Here is a 21,981-nt window from a genome sequence, read left to right on the forward strand (position 1 = left end):
TCGGTATCCCCCCCTTCAGAGAATCGAAGCTGCCCCGCACTATAGAGATAGCTGTTAAGCCGGAGCACGAAAAGCTATGGGTAAAGTCGTTGGTATAGACCTAGGCACCACCAACTCAGTGGTGGCCGTTATGGAAGGGGGCAAGCCCACCGTGATTGCGAATGCGGAAGGATTCCGCACGACGCCATCGGTAGTGGCCTATGCCAAAAATGGTGACCGTCTCGTGGGTCAAATCGCCAAGCGCGGCGCGGTTATGAATACCGAGAACACCTTTTATTCCGTCAAGCGCTTCATCGGTCGTCGCTACGACGAAGTCAGTAATGAATCCACTGAAGTCGCCTACAACGTGTTGAATGTGGGCAACAACGTCAAACTGGATTGTCCCCAAGCGGGCAAGCAGTTTGCTCCCGAAGAAATCTCGGCCCAAGTGCTACGGAAACTAGCAGATGATGCTAGCAAGTACCTGGGTGAAACTGTGACCCAAGCCGTCATCACCGTCCCCGCCTACTTTAACGACTCCCAACGGCAAGCCACCAAGGATGCCGGGAAGATTGCGGGCCTAGAGGTCCTGCGGATCATCAACGAGCCCACCGCCGCCTCCTTGGCCTACGGTCTTGATAAAAAGAGCAACGAAACCATCCTGGTCTTTGACCTTGGCGGCGGTACCTTTGACGTGTCCATCCTAGAGGTGGGTGAAGGTGTGTTTGAAGTGCTGGCCACTTCTGGCGATACCCACCTTGGCGGTGACGACTTCGACAAGAAGATCGTGGACTATCTAGCTGCTGAGTTCCAAAAAACGGAGGGTATTGACCTCCGCAAGGACAAGCAGGCCCTCCAGCGCCTCACGGAAGCTGCGGAGAAAGCCAAGATTGAGCTGTCCAGCACTACCCAAGCAGAAATCAACCTGCCCTTCATCACGGCGACCCAGGACGGTCCTAAGCACCTGGAAATGGTGTTGACCCGAGGCAAATTTGAAGAGCTTGTGGCGGATCTAATCGACCGCAGCCGTATTCCCGTAGAGCAAGCCCTCAAGGATGCCAAGCTTAATAAAACCGCTATCGACGAGATCGTCCTAGTGGGAGGTTCCACCCGAATTCCGGCAGTACAGGAACTGGTGCAAAAGGTTCTGGGTAAAGCCCCCAATCAGACCGTTAACCCCGATGAAGTGGTGGCGGTAGGGGCCGCTATCCAAGGGGGCGTCCTGGCTGGAGAAGTCAAGGACATCTTGCTGCTAGACGTAACACCCTTGTCCCTTGGTGTGGAAACCCTGGGCGGTGTCATGACTAAGCTGATTCCCCGCAACACCACCGTCCCTACCAAAAAGTCTGAAACCTTCTCCACCGCCGTGGATGGCCAGACCAATGTGGAAATTCACGTGCTCCAGGGTGAGCGGGAAATGTCCAATGACAACAAGAGCTTGGGAACCTTCCGCCTAGATGGCATTCCCCCAGCGCCCCGAGGTGTCCCCCAAATCGAGGTCATCTTTGACATCGACGCCAACGGCATCCTTAATGTCACTGCCAAGGATAAGGGCACGGGCAAGGAACAGTCCATCAGCATCACTGGGGCGTCTACCCTGGATGAGCGCGAGGTGGAACGCATGGTCAGGGATGCGGAGGCTAATGCGACTGCTGACCAAGAGCGCCGTGAGAAAATCGATCTGAAAAATCAGGCAGATTCCCTGGCGTACCAAGCTGAGAAGCAAGTCACGGAACTAGGCGACAAGGTGCCTGCTGATGATAAGACCAAGATCGAAGGTCAAATCAAGGCGCTGAAGGATGCTGTGGCCGCCGAGGACTACGACCAAATGAAGTCTCTGACCACGGAACTTCAGCAGACGCTTTACGCCATCAGCGCCAACCTTTACCAGCAGACCGGGGGTGCAGAAGCTGCTGCCGGTGATGCTAGTGATGGTGGGGGCGGGGGCACAGGAGATGACGTGATTGACGCTGAGTTCACTGAGCCTGAGTCTAAGTAGACCTAACCGGGGGAGATAGCGCTGCTATTTCCCCCGAATTCAGGTTTCTGAACCTAGTTTTATAGACTTGCTCCGGCTAGCAAGGGCGGATGGCAACTGCCATCCGTTTTTTTATGCCTCAGGCAGGGATGACAGAGGGAAGGGAACAACTGTAAAACAAGGGTGGCCTAGAATTCGTGATTCCTTTCTCAATTCATCTATGCCACATTTCCCTAAACAGCTCCGTCGCAACCTAATCTGGCTATCGCTGCTGATTTTGGTCTGGCTGCTATGCAGTGGGGAAGCTCAGGCAGAAGAATTGCGCGATCGCATGGCCCAGTTTCCCCAATGGTACCCCTGACCTGCGGTCCAGGCTCCTAGAAGGGAACTGGTCTACCTTGACCAGAGGCAGGTACTTGGGAGATGGCGGCAGGCCACACAATTCGGGCATAGCTTCGAGCCTATACAGAACAGAAGTCTGCATAGGCTCGCCTGACCGTCGCCAGCACCGGGATTTTGGTTAAGCGCCTCTAGCTAGAGAGCTAGCTAGCTAGATATTCCTGCATATCACCCCGGCGCTTCCGCAGCTTCGTCAGGGCTTCCCGCTCAATCTGACGCACCCGCTCCCGGCTGATACTAAGCATTTCCCCAATTTTGGCTAGGGTCAGAGTTTGACCATCCGTGAGGCCAAATCGGAGACGTAGAACCTGCTGCTGCTGGGGAGTCAAATCGCCCATCAGGCGGTCTAAATCGCGACGCAGAGCCGCCTGGGTAGCAAATTCCTCGGGGGAAGGGCCTTCATCCTCTAGCAGTTCGCTTAACTCGGTGTCTTGGTTGTCTCCCACTCGCAGATCCAAGGACAGGGGCTGCCGCGCCTTCTCCAGATAATCCCGCACCTGCTTGGGGGTTAGTTCCAGTTCTGCGGCCAACTCCATCACTGTGGCGGCGCGGCCATACTGTTGAGAGAGTTGGCGCTGGGCTTTCTTGATTTTGTTGAGCTTTTCCGTGATGTGGATAGGCAGGCGAATGGTGCGGCTCTTTTCTGCGATCGCACGGGTGATGGCCTGTCGAATCCACCAGTAGGCATAGGTCGAGAAGCGATAGCCCTTAGTAGGGTCAAACTTTTCCACCCCCCGCTGCATACCAATAGTTCCCTCCTGGATTAGGTCCAGGAGATCCACATTACGCTTGATATATTTTTTGGCGACGGACACCACCAGTCGTAGGTTCGCTTCCACCATTCTGCGCTTGGCGGTGTCGCCTGCCCGAACAATAGTGAGCAGTTGCCCTTCCGAGAGATTTACCGCCGCCGCCCACTCAGCCTGAGTGGGCGTACGATCTAGCTCTTCGGTTAACGCCTCTCGCCGCTTCTCTAAAAGGCTCAAATGTTGGACCTGTTTGCCCAACACAATTTCTTCTTCATGGGTTAAGAGAGGCACCCGACCTATCTCCTTGAGATAGGTCCGAACTAAATCGGTATTCTGAATCGTTTTCATGGGTAAAAGGCCACTAATAACGCCGGGGATGCATCTGAACGATGCCAGTATGTCGGGAACAGCAGAGATAGGCCCCTAATTTGTCGCGAAGAGGACTTCACTGCTTCTATATTAACTATCGTAACATTTATGAGAGGAATGCTCACAATTATTTTTGATTCCCCTTCTCCCCCTAATGAGGGAGTTCAGTCGGTCTAAGTGTCCGTAGGATAATGAGTTTAGGGTTAAACAACTGCATCCTTAGCAACAAAAACCTGAGAAATTCCAGAAGGACTCCTAGGGCTAGTGTAACGAATATTAATAATATGCCCTGAAATCTTAAAGAATGCATCGCCCTAGGGGTGAGCGCTTTCAGGCCCTCCCCTAAGACAAAATGACCTTGCGCCAGTACCTAGTACTGGGTGGCTGAAATGACCTTACCATTGAGAGGTAGGGTAAAGAGGACTTTTCTACAATGGCTAGACTGACTGCCGCCAGGCTCACTTTGAGCGAAACGGAGCGGAGCGACTTAGAGCAATTGATTCGACGTCAGCGGACGTCACAGCAGCTCGCTTTGCGCGCCAAGATTATCCTCACAGCTGATGAGGGCAAAGGCCATGGCGAAATCGCCCGAGACTTGGGGGTCAGCAAAGAGATGAGTCGCCGCTGGCGGGGGCGTTGGCTGGAGTTGAGTCAACAACAGGTCGCTGTGGAAGAGCGCCTACAGGATGTCCCTCGTCCCGGGGCTCCGGCTACCTTTAGCCTCGAACAAATCACGCAACTCTATGCCCTAGCTTGTGCACCGCCCGAGCAGTATGGCCGCCCCATCAGTCATTGGACCCCTGGAGAACTGGCCGATGAACTGAGCAAGCAGGGAATTGTCGAGAGTATCAGTCCCCGTCATGTGGGCCGACTGTTGGCCGAGGCTGACCTCAAACCCCACCAGAGCCGTTACTGGCTCTCCCCCCCCCCGACCCTAACTTCGAGGACAAAGTCAAAGACATTTGCCAGGTCTACGAACAGGCTGCCACTCGTGCCGAACACGGCGAGCTGACCTTCAGCCTGGATGAGATGACGGGAATCCAGGCTCTGGAACGGACGATGCCTGACATCGCCATGAAGCCGGGACGCTGTACCCGCATTGAGTTTGAGTATATTCGCCATGGCACTCAAACCCTGATTGCCTCATTCAATGTCGCTACCGGACAGGTGGATCAGGCCACCGTGGGAGACACCCGCACCGAGCAAGACCTCGAGAGTCACCTCAGAGCCTTACTGGCCCAAGTTCCAGATGCCTCCAAGATTCATCTGGTCATGGATTGCCTCAACACTCATCAATCGGAATCTCTCGTCCGACTGGTGGCGGAACGCGAGGAAAAACCGATTCATCTGGGCCAGAAAGGGAAGACGGGCATTCTCCTGTCTATGGCGACCCGAGCGGCGTTCTTGAGCGACCCCAGCCATCGACTGGTCGTTCACTTCACCCCCAAGCATTGCTCCTGGCTCAATCAAATTGAGCTTGGGTTCTCCATCCTGGTACGTAAGCTACTCCGACGTTCGAGTTTTACCAGTCAAGCCCAACTCAAGGCGAAGATTTTAGCGTTTGTCGATTACTTCAATCGCACCATGGCTAAGCCCTTCAAGTGGAACTACACGGGTAAGCCCTTGGTCGCATAAATGCCTTGGCCACTTCCGCCAAGCAGTACTAGTACGTAAAGGCACAAGTAAGAAGGCAAAAGGATGAAAAGGAATTCCTTGTCTCACAAGGGCTCCTGCTCCACTAAATGGTCAAGTCATTTATGCCGTCAAGTACTAAGATGCCGAATCCTTGAAGGTGCAATTCTTGTGGGTCAGGTAAGATGCCTGACTGTGGATAGCCGGGACGGCTATCCCACGTTATTTGATCTCTACTAAGTTGTTGTGGGCACGTAGTTGTTGTGGGCACGTTTCTCTAACTAATCGAGCCACGAGCTTACCCAAGGGCGGCTTGAAGCTGTTGCTGAGCTGTTGCCAAAGCCTCCGGTAGCTTCTCGGGATCGCGACCCCCAGCCTGGGCCAAATTGGGCCGACCGCCGCCGCCGCCGCCACAGAGTTGGGCAATACCACCGATGAACTTACCTGCTTGAAGTTTTTTGGCCAGGGCCGTGGGGCCAAAGGCGGCGACAAGGCTGACCTTGCCCGCTTCGGGGCTAGAGCCCAGAACTACGGCTCCATCCTCCAGCTTTTGCAGGAGGCGTTCGGCGGCGGTCTTGAGGGCATCGGCGCTGACGCCCTCAAGTTCTGCGACCAGAACCTTGACGCCGCCAATGGTGTCGGCCTGATCCAGCAATTGGTCAGATTTGACTACCGCCAGTTCAGCCCGTAGGGTGTCGAGTTCCTTCTGAGCAGTTTTGAGGTTATTTTGGAGCGCAGTGACCCGGTCAGGGAGTTCCTCCGGCTGCACCTTGAACCGTTCTGCAAGGTCTCGGACTACGGCATCGCGCACATTCAGGTAGGCCAGTACGGCGGGTCCAGCTACGGCCTCAATGCGGCGAATCCCTGAAGCCACGCCGGTTTCTGAGATGATCTTGAACAGACCAATCTCGGCGGTGTTTCCGACATGGGTACCGCCACACAGCTCCATAGAGACGCCGGGGAAGTCGATTACCCGGACTTCAGCGCCGTATTTTTCGCCAAACATTGCGATCGCGCCCTTGGCCTTTGCGGCCTCAATGGGCATCACCGCAACTTCAGCACCATGGCTTTCGGCAATCCAGGTATTGACCTGCTCCTCCACCTGCTGCACCTCCTCTGGTGTCAGGGCACGGGGACAGTTGAAGTCAAACCGCAGGCGATCAAAATCCACTAGAGAACCCGCCTGGGAGATGTCGTCAGAGACCCGTTTTTTCAGCGCCGCTTGGAGCAGATGGGTGGCGGTGTGGTTCGCCATTACCCGCCGCCGACAGGCTCGGTCAATCTGGGCGGTAACTTGAGCCCCCACCGTGGCAGTGCCCCGCTCCACCCGACCTCGATGGAGGAAGAAACCAGATTCCTTTTGCACATCCTCCACACGAATGACAAAATCTTCCCCCGCCAAGTAACCACGATCGCCTACCTGGCCCCCGGACTCTCCATAAAATGGGGTTTCCGCCAGCACCACTTGGACTTCAGTTCCCGCCGGGACCGTTTCCCGACCTACCCCATTTACCATCAGCGCCGCCACAGCACTGGTTCCCACCGCTGCATCATACCCAATAAATTCCGTGGGATGAATAGCATCCGCTAGCCGGTCCAAACTGCCTTGGGCGGTCAGGTCAATGGTTTCGTGGGCGTCCTTAGAGCGTTGACGCTGCTCCGCCATAGACACCGCAAAGCCCGCCTCATCCACCGTCAACCCCTGCTCCTCGGCGATCTCCTGGGTCAATTCCAAGGGAAAGCCATAGGTGTCGTAGAGGACAAAGGCATCGGCCCCGGAAATTTGCCCCTGGGCCTGGGCCAGAATTTCCGTTAGCAGCTTTTCCCCCCGCTCCAGGGTTTCCAGGAACCGGGCCTCTTCCCGATCCAGTTCCGCTGTAATTGCCCCTTCCCGTTCCCGCACATTGGGGAAGGCGGTTTCCGAGAGCTGGATCGCTGCTGCGGCCACCCGACTAATGAAGGCTCCTTCGATTCCCAGCAGTCGCCCATGGCGCACCACCCGTCGGATCAGCCGCCGCAGTACGTAGCCCCGGCCCCCATTGGAGGCGGTGATGCCATCGGCAACCATGTGGATCACCGCCCGCACGTGATCCCCAATCACCTTCAGGGAAACCTGAGTTTTCTCGTCACTCTGGTAATAATTCAGCCCCGCCAACTGTGCCGCCGTCTCGATGATGGGGAAGATCAGATCCGTCTCGTAGTTATTGGGTACCCGCTGGAGAATCTGGGCCATGCGCTCCAGACCCATGCCCGTGTCAATATTCTGGTTTTGCAACGGGGTGAGGTGGCCCTCTGTGTCCCGGTTGTACTGCATGAACACCAGGTTGTAGAACTCGATGAAGCGGCTGTCGTCCTCCAGATCCAGGTGATCATCCCCCAACTCGGGGTGGAAGTCGTAGTAAATCTCGGAGCAGGGGCCACAGGGTCCCGTGGGGCCAGAGGCCCAAAAGTTATCCTCTTCCCCCATGCGGATAATGCGGTGGGGAGGGATGCCCACGTGGTCGCGCCAGAGGGCAAAGGCATCGTCGTCATCTCGAAAGACACTGACCACCAACCGTTCCGGCGGCAACTTGTAGACCTCGGTGGACAGTTCCCAGGCCCATGCGATCGCATCTTTTTTGAAATAGTCGCCGAAGCTAAAGTTGCCCAGCATCTCAAAAAAGGTGTGGTGACGGGCGGTGCGCCCCACATTCTCGATGTCATTAGTGCGAATACACTTTTGAGAGGTTGTGGCGCGCGGGCTAGGGGCAGGGCGCTGCCCCAGAAAAATAGGTTTGAAGGGCAGCATCCCCGCGATGGTCAATAATACCGTGGGATCCTCAGGCACCAAGGAGGCACTAGGCTCAATCCGGTGCCCCTTCGCAGCATAGAACTCTAGGAAGGCTTGGCGAATTGCAGCTCCGCTGGTGACGACGGCAGAAGAGGGGGAGGATACCATGGGGACTCAACTAGGAACGGTCAAAGGACAGGATCAAGGAGCTGGATCAACGAACTGGATCAACGAACTGGAAAACCGTACTGGCGGAAAATCTAGCGCCGTACCCTGAAGGAGATGCCCTTACCCTCCTATTGTGAAGGATAGTTGCCCCTCTCGTGGCACTCTAGGCGGGCTACTCTAGCAAATTTTCCCGGCAAGTGCTGACTTCGCTACAGTGGCTATGTAGGGTCGCCGCCCCCAGTAGACCTAGCCTGATCCAAATTCATCGCCTGAATCGTACATTCACTTGTATTCGGGAGTTTGTACTCTAGCCCCTCTCAGAGTCAATTACCCAAATATTCCCTAAGAATCGGCCTATTTTGGGTCATTACCATAGCCATTCCGGGTTCTCCCTGGGACAATCAAAGCTGTAATGAACGTCGTTAGTGATGCCAATATGGGGCAAACCCGCTTCTTAGATATTGCATATTCCCGAATATCCGCTATTGGAGCCTAATTCGCTGCTGATCAGGGACATTTCCCTCGCCTTCACCGTAATGGACCCTGGAACTAGAGGACTCTCCTTGGCCGCTTCTGCGTGGTTGAGCTGGGGTATTTCCACTCTGGGATAGGTCCGAGATCACAGTGCTAGGCTATCCTGCGAAGTCGTCATTAAGAGACGCCACCACACCCTAAGGGCCGCAGTGAATGGTATGTGTTCGCCCAAGTCAACCAATCGCTTCAGTTCATGGATGCATCGGTCTTAATTGTCGGGGCTAAGCCCTTCTGTGATCGCCTGCTCCAGAGGGTACAAGGTTTGGCTAGCAGAACACGATGGCAGGCAGAGGACGCCGCCACCGCCGTCTCCTTGGCCACTAGGCATCAACCCGATCTAGTTTTGCTGGAAGCCCGTGATCCGGCCAACTGGGAGTTGTGCCATGCCCTGCACCGCTATCATTCCCCCTTGAGAATGTATTGCATCCTCATAGATGATTCGGACTTGGGTGCGGCACCCTCGCCCCAAGCGCTCCTCCAATATCAGGCCCGCCAAATTGCCAAGTCCCTCGCCAGCGGAGCCGATAGCTACCTTTGGTATCCCCTTCTAGGGGATAAATATGCAGAACCTGGCCCTACATCACAATCCGCACAATCCGCGTCCCAGGGTACGCAAGCGGGCGTTGCCGATGCCCTAGAAGAACTGTTCCACGCCTATCTCAAGGTGGGGGAAGACCGGGTACGGGCCTACCGAGAACTCTCCCAGACCAATGATCTTCTCTCTGCGATCGCCCTTGTCGATGCCCTCACTAAATTAGGCAATCGTCGCGCCTTCGACTGGGAAATGCCCCGCCAGATTGAGGCTGCTCGCGCTCAGGGGGATGCCTTGAGCTTGCTGATTCTGGACATCGACTATTTCAAAACCATCAACGACCGCTATGGTCATTTAGTCGGGGATCAGGTGCTGGAGATGTTTTCGGATCGCCTGCGCCACAATATGCGCTTTTACGAAACCCCCTTTCGCTACGGTGGGGAAGAATTTGTAGTACTGCTGCAATCTGCCAACCTGGCAGAGGGAGAACGGGCAGGGGAGCGCCTCCGCCGCCTGATTGGAGATGTGCCCTTCATCATTGATGGCACCCAGGATCTAGCCCTCACCGTTAGCGTGGGGGTGGGCACCCTTCTGCCCACTGATGATGGAAAGGGCAGAAAACTCCTAGCCCGAGCCGATAGCCATCTACTGAAGGCTAAAAACGGGGGGCGAAATCGGGTTGTCAGTGGGTGATACGGGCAGGCTAACTCCCTGGGAGTGGCTTCGCCAACGCCTTTCTTGAATGCCGTTAGGCTATACACCCCATCACTCCCCCACTCCCCGCCATAGGCTAAGATGTCAATAATTTCAAACAGGGGTTGCCTAAACGACTTCTGTCTGAGCCCAAGCCCTTGTACGAACTGAAAGTCCATGACCTCCTACGCTACTTCCACCGTCCGTGCCGATATGGGAGAACTGCGCCGCCTGCGGAGCCTGTTGCCACCGGAACTCCAGAGTTGGGTAACGGTAGAAGCGGCTACGGATGTGACGCCGCCCCTGATCACGAGTGAAGAACTGGGTAAGGATCAGGTGGAAATTCAGGTTGACTTGGCAAAGTGGGAAGGCTTGGCTCTCGACCAGCGCAACCTGATGTTCTGGCATGAGGTGGGCCGTATTCAAAACGACACGATCCCCCGTGATGGATGGGAAATGGCGGCTCTGGCCATTGGTCTGGGGGGTGCTATTGGGGAACTCTGGGTCCAAGATGGGCTGCTGTTGATCTTGGCCCTGGCCCTCTGTAGCTTCTCTGGCTGGCGACTCTATCGCCGCAACAATCCCCAAAAGACCCTGGTGGAAGATATTGACGCCGACGAACGGGCAATCGCGATCGCAACTCGCTTTGGCTATACCCTGCCCAATGCCTATAAGAGTTTGGGCAGTGCCCTCAAGACCCTCATCGAGCAGACCCCCAAGAAGCGCAAGCGGGATCAATATATTAAGCGTCTAGACGCTCTAAAAAAGAGCGCCGCCAAAGCTAAGGACCGAGTCCGGAGTAGTGAGCCCCGGCCTGCCTACTAAGAGATTTCCAACCTAAATCACGACCTGAAGCGTCCTCAATCGATTGAGGGCCGCTGCCAGTTCTAGGGCACGGAAGTAGACCAGATCCCCTCGCCGCCGATCATCTAGGCAATCTAGTCCCTGGGTTTTTAGATCGGCCAGTACCGCGTCTAGAACTCCTGCCAGTGGTTTCTGGCCGTCGAGGTAATGGCGCTGGGCATGGACAATGGCCACCGCGATCGCGCGCGCCTGTCCCGGTTCCACCAATTGCTCCACCGCCGACAGGTCAATCTCCTCCGTGCCAAAGCGAATCTCATCGGTAGAGCGGACCTTTAACTTCACGTCCCGTTTGCCCTGACTGGGGTCGATACCCTGGGGTCGGATACGACGGGGGGTGAGACGGCCAAAGTGCAGCCCGCCTTCGGTCGCACGGTCGGTGCGATATTTGGCTGCAATGGCTTGGGCTTGGGCCGTAACGTCCTGGGGCACGTAGCTATCTAGGGCGATGACCGTATCCGCCATATCAAAGTAATCACCGCTGCCCCCCATCACCAGAACGGTAGAGACGCCGTGATCCCCCCACAATTGCCGAACCTTGTCTACAAAGGGGGTAATGGGCTCCCGATCCTTGGCAATCAACGCCTGCATCCGGCGATCGCGAATCATGAAATTCGTCGCCGATGTATCTTCATCCACCAGTAACACCTTGGCCCCGACCTCTAGCGCTTCCATAATGTTGGCCGCTTGGGACGTACTACCGCTGGCATTGGAGGTGGAAAAGGCGCAGGTGGATTTACCCTGGGGCAAGTGATTGATAAAGGGGGAGATATCCACGCCAGTAACACTGCGACCATCCTCCGCCCGCACCTTAAAGGCACTGGGATCCGCCACTACATACTCCCGGCCATCCCCTGGGATATGGTTGTAAATCCCCATCTCCAGTGCCTTTAGCAGCGTAGACTTGCCGTGGTAGCCACCGCCGACAATTAACGTAATGCCTTGGGGGATACCCATGCCGGTGATACGCCCACCGTTGGGCAGGTCCACCATCACTCGCAGCGACTCCGGTGACTGGAAGGGTGTTGCCGCTTCTAGTAGGGGCCGCTCATCCACCCCACTGCGGCGGGGTAAAATCGCCCCATCCGCCACAAAGGCCACCAGCCCTAAAGTTTCTAGGTGCGATCGCAACCAATCCCCATCCTCGATCACGGTGACATGGCGCTCAATTTCCGATGCAGATAGACTGCCATAACAGGCCGTGGCCAGCACGATGTCGGGCACATCTTCCCCCAACAGTTCCGCCGCCTGCCTGCCTACAATGCGGCGACCAAAGGCCGGGAGCCCCACGGTGAAACGGAGTTCTACCCCCGCCTCTGATACCTGGGCAGCACTGCGGCCCAGCACCGCTTGAGAAGGCCGGACGATTTCAATCAGGCCACTTTTGCCCGATCCCCGTCGAGGGGATGGTCCTCGGGTCGCCTGATAAAACTGGCGGGTGAGATAGTCCGCCAGCGCTACGGCCCGACTGGAGTTACGGTACAGATCTGTCGGAAACTGGGCCACTGACTGGGGAATCCAGACCCGTGCCTGACTGGGGGCAGCGAAGGGATCCCCCTGGATATAGTCCAGATATAGGGTAAAGTCGCCGCAGTCGTAGGCTCCCTGAAGAGACTTGTAAGCTTTGTAGCTTTGGCCATCGAGGCCCAGCAGAAGGCTTCGGAGTTGGTCTTGGGACAATAGAGTCAAAGCAGTACTCAAAAATCAACACAAAAATCAACAACTAGAGAACCCAGCGTAGGCTGGGTCCAGGTACGCCGACCCAGCTGACATAAGGCGGTATCCCTCTAACTGGGTCAATGGACCCAGCCTACGGTATGGGGGTGAGCGTAGGCTGGGGCTCCCCTCACTCCCTCACCCCCATACCCTGATCTAGATCACAGGGAATCGGAGAAAAGATCATAGGGGAAATTCCGGTCCATCACTGGAAAATCCGGGGTAGGGGTTGATATTAATAACGTCCCCCTCCGAAGCCCTCCTCATGCTGTGCCCTGTCCCCCACTCCCCCTTGGCTTCCCGTCCCTTGGTCACCCCCGTTCTAGCCCGACTGAAGCGCCCCCTAGCACTCCTGGCCCTGGGTCTTGGGCTGTTGGCGACTGGCCCTATCACCTCCAGCGCAGTGGCTCAAACCTCAGCATCCCCTTCAATCCTGGCGGATGGCACCTACCTCTATGGTGAAGCGCCAGAAGCGGGACAGCACGGCTCCACTTATATTGTGATGCAGGTGAAAAATGGACAGGCGACGGGAGCCTTCTACATGCCCGCCTCCTCCTTCGACTGCTTTCACGGTCAGGTGAGGGCCACCACCCTCACCGCCACTATCATCAACAGCTATGATCAAACCGCCTACGACTACGCCCTCGCCTTTAGCGGCGAAAGTGCGATCGCGGCAGTGGGCGGTGGGGCTCCTACCCTTACCCTAGATGGCTTCCACGCCATCAACACCCTCAGCAACCTAGACCATGAGGTTCTGGCCACCTGTCAGGCCATCCTACCCCGCTAGGACTGCCCCAATCTGGCAATCGACTCCCTATGCTCCACAACCCCGATCCCCGCATTGCCCTCAGTTGGGTTATTCAAGACATCCACCGACGGGGCTGGGCCACGGGCACAGGCGGCAACTTCAGTGCCGTCCTAGGACGATATCCCCTACGGTTGCTCATGGCCCCCAGCGGCGTAGATAAAGGACTGGTGCAGCCCCAAGATCTGATTGAGGTGGATGCCCAGGCCCAAGTTATCGGGGGCTCGGGTAAAGCTTCGGCAGAAACCTTACTCCACCTGGCTATTGTTAAGGAAAGGGGGGCCGGGGCCGTCCTCCATACCCACTCAGTCTTTAACACCCTGCTGTCGATGCACTATGCGCCCCAAGGTGAGATTGCGATCGCGGGCTATGAAATGCTTAAGGGCCTAGAGGGTGTTACCACCCACAACATCACGGTAGCGCTCCCGATTGTGCCCAATAGTCAAGATATGGCAGAGATCAGCCAAACTGTACGTGCCTTACTACAACAGCCGACACCGCCCTATGGCATCCTGCTGGCAGGCCACGGCCTCTACACCTGGGGTAAAACCCTGTTCCAAGCCCGTCGCCACCTCGAAATCCTCGAATTTCTCTTGGAACTGACTTACCGCAAGCTGACCCTCATTCACTAAGAGCAGGTTTCCATCAGTCGGTTTTCAGCCCCCGCTTAAGCCCAGTCCGATGACTCTTTTTGATGGGACTTAACATTTGTTATAAGTTACACAAAATATACAGTCCGCCACGAGACGTTAGATGGTGATCTGGTCCCCAGGAAGATGTGCTCGAAATCACAATGCTTTCAAGGCTTGGGGCGAAAATCGAAGGCCCCGAAACAGTACAAATGAACTTTGCAAAACCCCACCTCTTTAGGGTCTAAAGGGGGCTGATGATGCTCTTGAGGACTGGTACCTATCTAGGAGGAACGGCTACAATCGTGGAGGTCCAGCCAAAGCTGCTCAACCTCATCTGACACAGGGTGTTTATCTGCGACAGGAGACAGGCACAGTTCGGCTTAATTTTTAGAGTTTTCGGCTTAGCTCAGATATTTTTCTCGGCCAGCGTTATTTACAGGATTGACGCTTTGCTGAGTTTACGCTTGTTTCTTGACTTGCCCTGGCAACAGTGGCCCGTCAAAATTTGGGAGTGCTAAGCTGAAGGACCTTTACGACTCAGGAATCACGAAGGAGCACGAGGAACGCGGCATGACTCAAGCGAATGAATTGCTCACCACCATTAAGCCAGCGGAGGCCGATCTTGATATGCTGATTGGTGCCGATGCCGAACCGATTATTGCTGGCACCATTGAAGAAGAAGCGCCAGAAAAGGCTGGTAAGGGCAAGACATCTCGACGCCGTACCCAGACTAAAAAGAAGCACTACACCGAAGATTCCATTCGCCTCTATCTCCAGGAAATTGGCCGCATTCGCCTCTTGCGCGCTGAAGAAGAGATCGAGCTAGCCCGAAAAATTGCCGACCTGCTAGAGCTAGAGCGGGTTTATGACCAACTGGCGGAAACTCTTCAGCGGGATCCCCAAGATGCGGAATGGGCCGAAGCGGTGGACATGCCCCTGCCGAAGTTTCAGCGCCGCCTCCACATTGGTCGCCGCGCTAAGGACAAGATGGTGCAGTCCAACCTGCGTCTAGTGGTCTCCATTGCTAAGAAGTACATGAACCGAGGGCTATCCTTTCAGGATTTGATTCAGGAAGGTAGCTTGGGTCTGATTCGGGCAGCGGAAAAGTTTGACCACGAAAAGGGCTATAAGTTCTCTACCTACGCTACTTGGTGGATTCGTCAGGCCATTACCCGTGCGATCGCAGATCAGTCCCGCACCATTCGCCTCCCGGTGCACCTCTACGAAACCATCTCTCGTATCAAGAAAACCACCAAGCTCCTGTCCCAAGAAATGGGACGCAAGCCGACGGAAGAAGAAATCGCCACTCGCATGGAAATGACCATCGAGAAACTTCGATTTATTGCCAAGTCGGCCCAATTGCCCATCTCCCTAGAGACCCCAATCGGTAAAGAAGAGGACTCTCGCCTCGGAGACTTTATTGAATCCGATGGGGAGACCCCTGAAGATGAAGTGTCCAAAAGCCTTCTACGGGAAGACCTAGAGAGCGTTCTAGGCACCCTCAGCGCCCGAGAAAGGGACGTGCTGCGGCTGCGCTACGGTCTAGATGATGGCCGCATGAAAACCTTGGAGGAAATTGGCCAGATTTTCAACGTTACCCGCGAACGCATTCGCCAAATTGAGGCTAAGGCCCTGCGCAAACTTCGTCACCCCAACCGCAACAGTATCCTCAAGGAATATATCCGCTAAGGGGGTATCAACGTAAGCCGAGACAATATTGGTTCCGAAGAATTCAGGAGTCAGGAGTCAGAATCCAGTACTCTCCTAGATTCTGGCTCCTAACTCCTAACCCTTCCCCAAGAGATTTGTCCCGCTTTGAGTTGATACCCCTAGACTCCTAGAAACGCTCTGGTTTCCCAGGAAACTGGAGCGTTCTTTTTTTACATATTTTCACAAGTTATAGCCCGACAAATAGTGGACAGGTGTACCAGTTGCGAGTACAATTGTTCTGATAAACATTTCTCGGACGTAACTGCGATGGAAGCCCTCACCGATGCCCAGCAGGAGCTTTACGATTGGCTGGTGGACTACATTCGCGAACACCAGCACTCCCCTTCCATTCGGCAGATGATGCGAGCCATGGGGCTGAAGTCCCCCGCTCCGATTCAGAGCCGCCTCGATCATCTGCGGAAAAAGGGCTACATCGATTGGAGCGAGGGTCAAGCCCGTACCATCCGCATTTTGCAAAGCACCCAAGGTGTCCCCATCTACGGCACCATTGCGGCGGGCTATGTGAATGCCGTCTTCACCGACAACGTAGATCGCCTGGATATGGCAGGGGTACCCATTAAGGCGGGCGACTATGCCCTCCAAGTGACGGGAGACAGCATGGTGGGAGCCATGATTCAGGATGGTGACATCGTCATCATGCGTCCGGTCAAAGATCCCCAGTCCATTCGGGAAGGCACTATCGTCGCCGCCCGCGTCGAGGATGGTACCACACTGAAATATTTCCATCGCAACGACAACCAAATTCGTCTGATCCCTGCTAATCCGGCCTATCCCGTACAGGAGTTCCCCGCTACTCAGGTGGATGTGCAGGGTCGTTTAGTGGCCGTGTGGCGGGGCTATTTCGATTAGGGTCAACCGGCGTCCCCGTCGGAGTAATACACTAATCCTGTTGTTGGGAGCCGGATCAATGTCTTTCCTAGGAAAAACATTGGGGGCTGAGGATTGGGTGGATGAAGTTTCGAGCATTCCTCACGGGACTGGCCGCGATCGCAGGTGCCCTGCTGGTGCTGGGGGGCGTTGGCTTTTGGAACCTGACCGCAAATAATCCGATGGCGCTTTTGGCCCAGGGCGGACAGCCGGCCCCCTTCGCAGCCCAGTTTGTACCCCGTCAGTCTCCCCTGATGGTGTCCCTCTTGGCTCGCCCCGATCGCCTTTGGAAACTACGGCAAGTGTTGACGCCCGCAGACCGACGGTTTCAGTCGCGGCGAGACTGGCAGACCCTGCAAGCGGGGCTACAGCGGGTCAGCGGCCTTGACTACGAGACGGATTTACGCCCTTGGTTGGGGGACGAAATTACCTTTGCCGTCACATCGGCAGATCTGGACAAAACCCCGGAGAATGGGCAGCAGCCCGGATATTTGTTGGTGCTTACCAGTCGCAAAGGACTCGCGGCACGGGAGGCAGTGCATTTTTTTTGGCAGCAGCGCGCGATCGCAGGGGAGGAGTTGGTCTTTGAGCCCCTATCGGGCCTGACCCTAATCTACAATCGCTCTCAATCCCAGGATCCTGCCACCCGTGACTTCCGCCCCCTTGCTTCTACGGTGGTGGGGGATCGCTATATTCTGATGGCTAACGATCCCCAGGTGCTGCGGCAGGCCATCGCTACCTTTCAGGCCCCCGATATTAGCTTGGCCCAGGAGGTTACCTACCGCCGCCTGATCGCCGACCTCCCCCCAGGGCGGATCGGCTGGATGTATGGCACGCTGCCCGCCACCCTAGACTGGCTGGGCCTTGATCCACCCTTGAGTCCCGCTGACCTTGGTGCAGGAACTCAACTCCAACGGTTCTTCCTATCTTGGCGAGCCAGCAAAACGGGGTTGATTGCGGATACTGCTCTGGTTCCCCGCCCCGGTGCTGAATTTGCTCAGGTGGAAGGGCCGACTCCTGGGGCAACAGCAGCGATGGCTTGGCTCCCAGCCCAATCGGTGCTGGCTCTGGGAGGGGGTAATTTGCCCCAATTCTGGCAGGGGGTGATGGCGAATGTGGGGGGTTACGGTCTCGCCTCGACTTGGCAGCCCCTAGGGGAGCACCTTGCCCTAGGGGCTGCGGTGCTTCCCCAGGCGGTGCCCAATCTCTGGGCTCAGGCCCCCGGTACCTATGCCCTGGGTTGGCTTGCGGAGCAACAGGATTGGATTTTTGTTTCTCAACAGGGCTCCGATTCTAGGGCCGTTGCTCAGTTGGATAACTTGGCTCAACAGCGGGGCTGGGGGGTCGGTCGGCTCATGCTGGGGAAACAGCCCGTCACAGCCTGGACTCAACTGTCCATTGCCCCTGGCAGCGCCGCCGCCCTACGGGTGCAAGCTGATATCGTGGCGGTCCATACCCAAGTTCAGGGCTATGAGCTATTTGCCACTTCTTTGGCAGCACTCCAGCAGTCTCTCCAGGCTCCCACGATGGGATCGGTACTCACGGTTCCCGCTATGAACCCCCAGCAGAGGGATCCTTTGTGGCAGCCTGAGTCGCGATCTCACGGTTCTCCCCTGATCTATCTCAACTGGCCTCGATTGCGACCCTATCTTTTAGCCCAATGGCCCTGGCTGCGGTTGCTAGATCAGGTAGCGGAACCCGTCACCGCCTATGTGGGGCCGATTTTAGTGCGTACGGAGTCTGGGAGCAATACAATGCAGCGCGTCCAGGTGGACATTGCCCTATCTGCTCCCTGACCCCAAGGCTATCTAAAACCCCCCCGATTTGGGGGATAAGGCGATGTACTTTACAGTGTTGAAGCTAAGTTCAGGCCAACAGGACCAAATCTATGGGTAGGCTCTTGGGAATATTTAATCTGAGACCTGATTCCCTGGTTTGGACCCCAGGGGTTGATGGAACTGATTCACGCTTTTGTCTCTGGCCAGTTCTAAGGCAACCAGTTCCAGCTACAGGTCAGTGTCAGCACCGGCCTGTAGCTGAACCCACCTGAGCTGGATCCTTCTGAATCTGGGCCGGTCACCTGCCCTAAGCGTTTAATTCATTGAGGACATTATGGATTCGAGCGTCAAGATCATAGAACCTGCTGGTATTCTCGACAGCACTCAAGCCGATGCCTTTAGAGCACAGGTGGATGAAGCTCTAGCCACTGGGACCAATACCTTGCTGATTGACCTTAAGGATATTTCCTTTGTCGATAGTTCTGGGTTGGGGGCCTTGGTTATGGTCTTGAAAAAGGTGCGGGCTGCCCAAAAGGAGATGTATGTGTGCTCCATTAACGACCAGGTGCGAATGCTGTTTGAACTCACCAGCATGGATCGGGTGTTTGAAGTATTGCCCGATCGCACAGCCTTTGAGAACAAAGTCGCCCAGTCGCCCAGAAGTCTCTAACCTTTCCAGAGATAGCCAAATTCTCCTCCAGTAGGTTGTCTGGTGGCTTGGGGGAGCTGCATTGTGGGCTCCGGTCCTGAAACCAGATCCCGCTCATGTCAGGGGAGCAAGGGGGCTAGTTGAGGCAGACTTCTAGCAGGGAGAGATCATCGGCAAAGGTGCCTTGCTGGTTATAGCCCCCCACCTGCTGCAAAATATCATCGACGGTGCGCTGGGGCGTCATTTGGGCCAGGATATCTACGAAGGAATCTAGGCCCAACAGGGTTTGGTCTGCCTGAAGGATCTCGTAGATGCCATCGCTGAAAACGTAGAGGCGGCTATTGGGGGGGACCTGGCAGCGCTGCCAGGTGTAGGTAGCGTCGGGGAGCATACCGATGGGCATTCCAGCGGTGCGGAGGCGTTCAATAGTGACGTTGCCAGGAACGGCCTCTGACACGAGGACAGCGGGGGGATGGCCAGCACTGGCGTAGAGGAGTTGCTGGTTGGCACGGTTGTAGACACCGTACCAGATGGTGAAGTATTTTTCGTTCTGATCGTTCATCTGAAAGGTCTCGTTCAGGGCTTTGAGAACCTTTTCAGGGCGGTAAAAGTTCACATCGGGCAGGGATTGCGATCGCAATACATTCAGGACCGATGTGGATAGGAGGGCGGAGCCCAGACCATGACCGGAGACATCCAGCAGGTAAATGACCAGATAATCGGGATCGAGCCAGTAGTAGTCGTAGCAATCCCCCCCTAGTAAGCGAGAGGGAATGAATCGGGAGCGGATGGTGACATGCTCGGTTAGATCCACGGGCAATAGGGATCGTACATAGGCTTCCGCCTCTGACAATTCCGCTTCTAGGAGATGCTTTTGCTTTTGGAGATCGCGGGTCAACTGCCACATCCGGATGCCCGCCCGCACCCGCGCCTTAATTTCCGCCGGGTCTACGGGCTTGATAAGCAGATCATCGGCCCCCATCTCTAGGGCTTCAATGCGCTTAGCACTGCTCCGGCGCGTCGCCAGCATCAGGCAGAGGGTTGTGGATAGGGCCGGAGTACCGTGGATGTGCTGACAAATGCTGAGGCCAGTATGGTCTCCCGGTAGATCCCAATCGCAGATGACCATGGCGGGTTGATTCTGGGCTAGCTTTTCTAGGGCAGTGGCTCCATCCGCTGCCCAGCCTAGGTCATAGCCTTCGCCCTCTAGCACTCGCTGGAGTATTTGGCGGCTGGTCTGATCTGCCCCGATCACAAGAATTTGGGTCATATTCCGATGTAGAAGTAAGCGCCCCGGAGTCGTGGTATTGGCTGTTGTAACGGTCACCATGTCCTTTAGCGTAGGGGGCCAGAGCCCCTTCTGGTTGGACTGGGACAGTCTAGGGGGCATGGCGTTGCCGATCCCAGTTTGCCCTACTCGGTATACTCGGTAGCCTTTTGCAGTTATATCTTGGTTTCAGACAGGCGTGCAGACATGGTCAGCCTTTTGCCCTGATCCGACTAGCCCTTTGGGGGGTTTAGAGCTACGCTGTCTAGGGCGTGCGGACAGTTAACGGGGAAACCCTTGCGGGATAGGGATAGGCATCACCACGCCCGCCCTAATTAATCAAGCTAGGGGCTGTAACCGCTCCATAGCAAGGAATCTGGCTTTGATTGTCCACAGCCCCTAGTTCCTGGGACGATCTAGAAATTCCTGGGGTTATTTTAGAAATCCCCGATTTTCACCATGTGCTCAGGAGACTTGCTATGACCCTCTGGCAACAGGGAGAAACCCTAGAATTGACCATCACTGGTCTCAGCAGCAGCGGGGATGGCGTGGGGCGCTGGGAGAACCGGGTGGTGTTTGTGCCGGATACGGTTCCGGGTGATCACATTCAGGCACGGTTGGTATTTGTCAAACCCACCTTTGGGCGCGGGAAACTGCTGGAGGTACGGGAGCCGGGGCGCGATCGCGTGCGGCCCCCCTGTATCGTGGCGGACAAGTGTGGTGGCTGTCAGTGGCAGACCCTGACCTATGAAGCCCAACTGACAGCCAAGGAACACCAAGTCATGGAGGCACTCCAGCGCGTCGGCGGCTTTTCAGATGTGAAGCTAGATCCCATTCTCGCCGCTGAGAATCCCCTCAGCTATCGCAACAAGGCGACCTATCCTCTGGGGGTCTCGGCGGAGGGCACGGTCAAGGCGGGATACTACCGCAAGGGCACCCACCAGATTGTCAACTTAAACCAATGTCCGGTCCAGGACGATCGATTGGATCCCCTGCTGGCGGAGGTGAAGCAGGATATTCAAACCCAGGGCTGGCCCATTTACGACGAGACCACCCATAGCGGTCTCCTGCGCCACTTGGTGCTGCGGGTGGGACGGCGCACGGGGGAGATTCTGCTAACGCTAGTGAGCACCACCTGGGATTTGCCCAATCTGGAGCAGGTTGCCGCCGAGTGGAAGGAGCGCTATCCCGCTCTGGCGGGGGTTTGTGTCAACCGCAATCCCGATCAAACCAACGCCATCTTCGGTCCGGAAACCCAGTACGTAGTGGGGCGGCCCTTTCTGGAGGAACGGTTTGCGGGGCTGCGCTTCCACATCTATCCCACCACCTTCTTTCAGGTGCATACAGAGCAGGCAGAACTGCTGGTGCGGTGTATCTTGGACCATCTCAAGCTCCAGGGGCGGGAAACTGTGGTGGATGCCTATTGTGGCATTGGTACGCTGACTCTGCCTCTAGCGCGGCGGGTGGGTTATTGCCTGGGGCTAGAGATGCAGGCGGAGGCCGTGGAGGTGGCGTCGGAAAATGCCCAGCTTAACGGCATTGAAAACATCAGCTTTCAGGTGGGAACTGTGGCCACGCTGCTCCCTCGGGTAACGAAAATCCTGGGGGGAGAGCAACCTGATGTGGTGGTGCTTGACCCGCCTCGCAAAGGCTGTGAGGCAGGAGTTTTGGAGGCCCTCCTAACGCTACGGCCCCAGCACATTGTCTATATGAGTTGCAACCCAGCTACCTTGGCGCGGGATTTGAAGCAACTGTGCGGGGGCGGCTATCACCTGAGTCGGGTACAGCCTGCGGATTTCTTTCCCCACACTGCCCATGTGGAGTGTGTCGCGTTTCTGGTAGCGTAGGATGAAAATTCCCTGCTGCTTTTCC

Annotated in this window: 17 protein-coding genes; 13 read left to right on the plus strand and 4 right to left on the minus strand. The window is 56.0% G+C overall.

Features of this window, described 5'->3' with window-relative positions; all coding sequences use genetic code 11:
- Nucleotides 1–76 precede the first annotated feature (76 nt).
- Both dnaK and LEP6406_RS32615 read left to right on the plus strand, forming a co-directional pair.
- Entirely contained in the window at nt 77–1,978 is a 1,902-nt protein-coding gene (gene dnaK / locus LEP6406_RS0203860) for a molecular chaperone DnaK (protein ID WP_008313778.1), read from the plus strand.
- A gap of 199 nt (nt 1,979–2,177) precedes the next feature.
- The gene (locus LEP6406_RS32615) at nt 2,178–2,318 is read left to right on the plus strand and encodes a hypothetical protein (protein WP_008313777.1); all 141 of its coding nucleotides are present in this window, start codon (nt 2,178–2,180) and stop codon (nt 2,316–2,318) included.
- A gap of 181 nt (nt 2,319–2,499) precedes the next feature.
- Here LEP6406_RS32615 and LEP6406_RS0203870 read toward each other — a convergent pair whose 3' ends face one another.
- Nucleotides 2,500–3,453 carry an RNA polymerase sigma factor, RpoD/SigA family gene (locus LEP6406_RS0203870; RefSeq protein WP_008313776.1) on the minus strand — a complete coding sequence of 318 codons (954 nt, stop codon included), beginning with the start codon at nt 3,451–3,453 and terminating at the stop codon, nt 2,500–2,502.
- Nucleotides 3,454–3,907: 454 nt separating this feature from the next.
- On the opposite strand from LEP6406_RS0203870, the gene LEP6406_RS0203875 reads away from it, so the two are divergent.
- Both LEP6406_RS0203875 and LEP6406_RS0203880 read left to right on the plus strand, forming a co-directional pair.
- A complete protein-coding gene (locus LEP6406_RS0203875; protein WP_027268720.1) occupies nt 3,908–4,486 on the plus strand; it encodes a helix-turn-helix domain-containing protein in 579 nt (192 codons plus the stop codon).
- A gap of 17 nt (nt 4,487–4,503) precedes the next feature.
- Nucleotides 4,504–5,109: a transposase gene (locus LEP6406_RS0203880; RefSeq protein ID WP_027268821.1), complete on the plus strand. Its 606-nt coding sequence runs from the start codon at nt 4,504–4,506 to the stop codon at nt 5,107–5,109.
- Between the two features lie 295 nt (nt 5,110–5,404).
- Here the strand turns inward: LEP6406_RS0203880 and alaS are convergent, their stop codons facing one another.
- Entirely contained in the window at nt 5,405–8,044 is a 2,640-nt protein-coding gene (gene alaS, locus LEP6406_RS0203885; RefSeq protein ID WP_008311001.1) for an alanine--tRNA ligase, read from the minus strand.
- 694 nt (nt 8,045–8,738) lie between these two features.
- Between alaS and LEP6406_RS26485 the strand changes: the two genes are divergently transcribed.
- Nucleotides 8,739–9,803 (plus strand): GGDEF domain-containing protein, encoded by a 1,065-nt coding sequence (locus LEP6406_RS26485; protein ID WP_051463612.1) that lies wholly within the window; start codon nt 8,739–8,741, stop codon nt 9,801–9,803.
- Nucleotides 9,804–10,016: 213 nt separating this feature from the next.
- Entirely contained in the window at nt 10,017–10,628 is a 612-nt protein-coding gene (locus LEP6406_RS0203895) for a DUF3318 domain-containing protein (RefSeq protein ID WP_304607861.1), read from the plus strand.
- A 12-nt stretch (nt 10,629–10,640) separates the two neighbouring features.
- Here the strand turns inward: LEP6406_RS0203895 and LEP6406_RS0203900 are convergent, their stop codons facing one another.
- Nucleotides 10,641–12,353, minus strand: coding sequence for an ABC-ATPase domain-containing protein (locus LEP6406_RS0203900; RefSeq protein ID WP_008311008.1), 1,713 nt, complete (start codon nt 12,351–12,353; stop codon nt 10,641–10,643).
- Nucleotides 12,354–12,645: 292 nt separating this feature from the next.
- Here LEP6406_RS0203900 and LEP6406_RS0203905 point away from each other — a divergent pair, with 292 nt between their 5' ends.
- The 6 genes from LEP6406_RS0203905 to LEP6406_RS0203930 all read left to right on the plus strand — a co-directional run bounded on the left by LEP6406_RS0203905 (nt 12,646) and on the right by LEP6406_RS0203930 (nt 18,863).
- Entirely contained in the window at nt 12,646–13,167 is a 522-nt protein-coding gene (locus tag LEP6406_RS0203905; protein WP_008311010.1) for a hypothetical protein, read from the plus strand.
- 29 nt (nt 13,168–13,196) lie between these two features.
- Nucleotides 13,197–13,817, plus strand: coding sequence for a methylthioribulose 1-phosphate dehydratase (gene mtnB, locus LEP6406_RS0203910; protein WP_008311013.1), 621 nt, complete (start codon nt 13,197–13,199; stop codon nt 13,815–13,817).
- A gap of 570 nt (nt 13,818–14,387) precedes the next feature.
- The gene (rpoD, locus tag LEP6406_RS0203915) at nt 14,388–15,506 is read left to right on the plus strand and encodes an RNA polymerase sigma factor RpoD (RefSeq protein ID WP_008311014.1); all 1,119 of its coding nucleotides are present in this window, start codon (nt 14,388–14,390) and stop codon (nt 15,504–15,506) included.
- 288 nt (nt 15,507–15,794) lie between these two features.
- Entirely contained in the window at nt 15,795–16,397 is a 603-nt protein-coding gene (lexA, locus tag LEP6406_RS0203920; protein WP_008311016.1) for a transcriptional repressor LexA, read from the plus strand.
- A 101-nt stretch (nt 16,398–16,498) separates the two neighbouring features.
- Complete coding sequence (locus LEP6406_RS0203925) at nt 16,499–18,211, plus strand: DUF3352 domain-containing protein (RefSeq protein WP_008311018.1); 1,713 nt, start codon at nt 16,499–16,501, stop codon at nt 18,209–18,211.
- 316 nt (nt 18,212–18,527) lie between these two features.
- Nucleotides 18,528–18,863 carry an STAS domain-containing protein gene (locus LEP6406_RS0203930; RefSeq protein WP_008311021.1) on the plus strand — a complete coding sequence of 112 codons (336 nt, stop codon included), beginning with the start codon at nt 18,528–18,530 and terminating at the stop codon, nt 18,861–18,863.
- A 115-nt stretch (nt 18,864–18,978) separates the two neighbouring features.
- On the opposite strand, the gene LEP6406_RS0203935 is transcribed toward LEP6406_RS0203930, so the two are convergent.
- Complete coding sequence (locus LEP6406_RS0203935) at nt 18,979–20,112, minus strand: PP2C family protein-serine/threonine phosphatase (RefSeq protein WP_027268823.1); 1,134 nt, start codon at nt 20,110–20,112, stop codon at nt 18,979–18,981.
- A gap of 476 nt (nt 20,113–20,588) precedes the next feature.
- Here LEP6406_RS0203935 and rlmD point away from each other — a divergent pair, with 476 nt between their 5' ends.
- A complete protein-coding gene (rlmD, locus tag LEP6406_RS0203940; RefSeq protein WP_008311026.1) occupies nt 20,589–21,956 on the plus strand; it encodes a 23S rRNA (uracil(1939)-C(5))-methyltransferase RlmD in 1,368 nt (455 codons plus the stop codon).
- Nucleotides 21,957–21,981 lie beyond the last annotated feature (25 nt).

Origin of the sequence: Leptolyngbya sp. PCC 6406 (assembly GCF_000332095.2) — a bacterium.
Lineage (GTDB): Bacteria > Cyanobacteriota > Cyanobacteriia > Phormidesmidales > Phormidesmidaceae > PCC-6406.